This is a genomic window from Frankia sp. CeRuru1 (genome assembly GCF_977966315.1).
In genome coordinates this window covers 1-4192 of the sequence record NZ_CDWWEW010000422.1, presented here as the reverse complement: position 1 = coordinate 4192, position 4192 = coordinate 1, and the positions used below count along the sequence as shown (strand labels likewise).

Genomic DNA, 4192 nt, shown 5'->3' with positions numbered 1-4192 from the left:
CGCCCACCGGTGGCGGCTGCTGGTGATCGAGGACTGCGACGACCTGATCCGGGGGGACGGCCGGGGTGCGGCCGGGCAGCAGCTCTCCCGACTGCTGAACCTCACCGATGGTCTGGTCGGTCAGGGCCGCGAGGTGCTGGTCGCCCTGACCGCGAACGAGGATCTGCTGCGCATGCATCCCGCCGTTGTCCGTCCCGGTCGCTGCCTCGCCCAGATCGAGGTGGGAGCCCTGCCGCACACCGAGGCGGTGTCCTGGCTGGGCTCCGCGGAGGGGGTCCGGTCGAGCATGACGCTGGCAGAGCTGTTCGCCCTGCGGGACGGCCGCGGCCTGCCGCGGCCCACCACCCCGGACGCCCGCCACGGCATGTACCTGTGACGGCTGCGCGCCGTACTCCCGATTCGGGCCCACCAGGCCGGGAGCAGGCCGGGTAGGCCCGCCGGCCCGGCGGCGCCGTGTCCTGCGCGGTGCCGCCGGGCGGACGGCCGAGGGGCGGGGCGCGCCGGATCACGGCGAGAAGTCCCGGTCGGACGTCACCGGTCAGGCATCGCTAAAGTTAGCCACCGGGGAGCAACCGGTGTATTTCGGATCGCCGGATCCTGGTCTCGGTCCCGGTGGTGGGTGAATGTCGGTGAAGGGGTGAAGGTCCGGCAATGGCGATGGGGATCGGCGGCCTGCCCGATGGTCCCCGCCGCCGTCTGCCTTGACGGCGAGGTTAGCGGTCGTTAACTTGGAAACGTTGTTTCGGGGCCCGACGTCCACCCGGGGGGTGACTGTGAGCGCAGCACGCGCCGGAACCATCGCCGGTCGGCGGTCCGACGAGGTCCGACGGTCCTCGGCCACGCCGGTCCTGACCAGTCGGGTCGATGCCGCGGGTGAACAGGGACGGCGCAATGCCGAGGGGCATTGGCACGCCGTGACCGATCTCCAGGAGCGGTTGGCGGTGGCGGCGGTCGGCGGGTCGGAGCAGGCGCGGTCCCGCCACGTGGCTCGCGGCAAACTCCTGCCCCGCGACCGGGTCGACGCGCTGCTCGACCGGGGGAGCCCCTTTCTGGAGCTTTCCCCGCTAGCCGCGAACGGCTTTTACGAGGATCCGGTTCCTGGGGCGGGCATCATCACCGGTATTGGCCGGATCTCGGGTCGGGAATGCGTGGTGGTCGCCAACGACGCCACGGTCAAGGGTGGCACCTACTATCCGTTGACCGTGAAGAAGCATCTGCGTGCCCAGGAGGTGGCGCTGCAGAACCGGCTGCCCTGTGTTTATCTGGTCGACTCCGGGGGGGCGTTTCTTCCGCTGCAGGACCAGGTCTTCCCGGATCGGGAGCATTTCGGGCGGATCTTCTTCAACCAGGCCCGAATGTCCTCGCTGGGAATCTCCCAGATCGCGGCGGTGCTCGGTTCGTGCACGGCGGGCGGCGCGTACGTTCCCGCGATGGCCGACGAGGCGGTGATAGTCAGGAATCAGGGGACGATCTTCCTCGGTGGTCCGCCGCTCGTGAAGGCCGCGACCGGCGAGGTGGTATCGGCCGAGGATCTCGGCGGCGGGCTGCTGCACTCCCGCACCTCCGGGGTGACCGACCACCTGGCCGAGGACGACGCCCAGGCGCTGCGGATCGTGCGCTCCATCGTCGCGGGCCTCGCGCCGCGCGGTCCGCGGCCGTGGGAGCTGGAGCCGACCGAGGCACCGGCGGTCGACCCGGCCGGGCTGTACGCCGCGGTACCGACGGACGGGCGCACCCCCTATGACGTGCGGGAGGTGATCGCGCGCATCGTCGATGGCAGCCGTTTCGCGGAGTTCAAGAAGGAGTACGGAACGACGCTGGTCACCGGGACCGCCCGCCTCCATGGCCATCCCGTGGGAATCGTCGCGAACAACGGGGTGCTCTTCGGCGAGTCGGCGCTGAAGGGCACCCATTTCATCGAACTCTGCGATCAGCGCGGTATCCCGTTGGTGTTCCTGCAGAACATCACCGGTTTCATGGTGGGTCGGGAGTACGAGGCCGGCGGCATCGCGAAGCATGGCGCGAAGATGGTCAACGCGGTCGCCTGTGCCCGGGTGCCGAAGTTCACCGTGGTGATCGGCGGTTCGTTCGGCGCGGGTAATTACTCGATGTGCGGTCGGGCATTCTCGCCCCGTTTTCTGTGGATGTGGCCGAATGCCTGCGTCTCGGTGATGGGCGGGGAGCAGGCGGCGGCGGTGCTGGCGACCGTGCGCCGGGAGCAGATGGAAGCCGCGGGGGTCGCCTGGAGCGAGGCCGACGAGGCCGCCTTCCGGGCGCCGATCCTGAATCGGTACGCGGAGCAGGGCAGCCCGTACTATTCGACCGCTCGGCTGTGGGACGACGGTGTCATCGATCCGGCCGACACCCGTATGGTGCTGGGTTTGGGCCTGTCGGTGGCGGCGAACGCTCCGCTGCAACCGGTGGGCTACGGCGTCTTCCGGATGTGAGGGGGACATCCTGACGTGCGGAAACATCCGATGTGAGGAAACCAATCGTGAGGATCAAGGGTGTCCACGGCTGATCTGTCCGCCACGAATCACGCAGGCGGCGGCACCGGTCACGGTCCGGATGGCCATTTCACGCCGGCCCGGTCGGCGGGCGTCGTGCCGCCGAGGGCGCCGGGAGCGTCGGGCTTGACGTTTTCGTCGGTGCTCGTCGCGAACCGGGGTGAAATCGCCGTCCGGGTGATCCGCACACTGCGCGATCTCGGTATCCGGTCCATCGCCGTCTACTCAGACGCCGACGCCGGGGCGCGGCACGTCCGGGAGGCGGCTGTCGCGGTGCGGCTGGGCCCGGCGCCCGCGAAGGAGAGCTACCTCAGCATCGAGGCCGTGCTGGAGGCGGCGAGGGTGTCCGGGGCGGAGGCCGTCCATCCCGGTTACGGCTTCCTCGCCGAGAACGCGGCCTTCGTACAGGCCTGTGAGACGGCCGGAGTGCTCTTCATCGGACCGTCGCTCGCCGCGGTGCAGGTGATGGGCAACAAGATCACCGCGCGGCGGGCGGTGGCCGAGGTGGGGGTGCCGGTCGTGCCGGGCCGGTCGGCGCCGGGCATGAGCGATGCCGCGATCGCCGAGGCCGCCGGTCAGATCGGCTATCCAGTGCTGCTCAAACCCGCGGCGGGGGGTGGTGGCAAGGGGATGCGCATCGTCCGCGAGCCCGCCCGGCTGCCGGAGGCGATCGCGTCGGCCCGCCGGGAGGCCGCCGCCGGCTTCGGGGATGACACCCTGTACGTGGAGCGATTCATCACCCGCCCCCGCCACATCGAGGTCCAGATCCTCGCCGACGAGCACGGCAGCGTGCTCCACCTGGGTGAGCGGGAGTGCAGCCTGCAACGGCGCCACCAGAAGATTGTTGAAGAGGCGCCGGCGCCGGCGCTCGACGCGCGGACCAGGGAGCGGCTCGGGGCGGCGGCGGTCGCTGTCGCCAGCGCCGTCGGCTACGTTGGAGCGGGCACGGTCGAGTTCATCCTGTCCGCCGACGCGCCGGACGAATTTTACTTCATGGAGATGAACACCCGGCTCCAGGTCGAGCATCCGGTCACCGAGCTGGTGACGGGGGTGGACCTGGTCGCCGAGCAGATCCGGATCGCGGCCGGGGAGCCGTTGCGCTTCGGTCAGGCCGACATCCGCCTGACCGGGCACGCGGTGGAGGCGCGGATCTACGCCGAGGACCCCGGGCGGGGATTCCTGCCGACCGGCGGTCGGGTACTGGCTTTCCGGGAACCGGCCGGGCCGGCCATCCGCGTCGACGCCGGCATCGGGGCCGGGGACATCGTGAGCACCACGTACGATCCTATGCTGGCCAAGGTGATCGCCTGGGGTGCGGACCGCGCCGCCGCGATCGCCCGCCTTGACACCGCGCTCGCCGGCACGGTCCTGCTCGGAGTGACGACCAACATCGGCTTCCTGTGCTCGCTGCTCGCCCATCCGGACGTCGTCGCCGGGCGGCTCGACACCGGTCTCGTCGAACGTGATCTCGCCGCCCTCACCCCGGGCGACCTGCCCGGCGAGGCGCTCCTCGGCTACGCCCTGGCCAGGCTGCTGGCATTGCAACCGACCGGTCCGGTGGTCGACCCGTGGGACATCCCCTCCGGCTGGCGGCCCGGTGAGCCCGCGTGGCTGACCTGGGATGTCGCCCTGCCCGGTGGGGCAGTACCGTCCGGCGGCCCCGACGGCGCCGAACCTGGTGGCAG

2 protein-coding genes and 1 pseudogene are annotated in these 4192 nt (G+C 70.7%); all 3 read left to right on the top strand.

Annotation, left to right across the window (positions count from 1 at the left end; genetic code table 11):
• Positions 1-376: pseudogene (locus tag AC08OP_RS21785) on the top strand (DUF5925 domain-containing protein); the annotation flags it as partial.
• A 421-nt stretch (positions 377-797) separates the two neighbouring features.
• Positions 798-2447, top strand: coding sequence for a carboxyl transferase domain-containing protein (locus tag AC08OP_RS21780; RefSeq protein ID WP_476615884.1), 1650 nt, complete (start codon positions 798-800; stop codon positions 2445-2447).
• A gap of 186 nt (positions 2448-2633) precedes the next feature.
• Positions 2634-4192: acetyl-CoA carboxylase biotin carboxylase subunit (locus tag AC08OP_RS21775; RefSeq protein WP_476615883.1), on the top strand; the 1559-nt coding region annotated here is incomplete at its 3' end.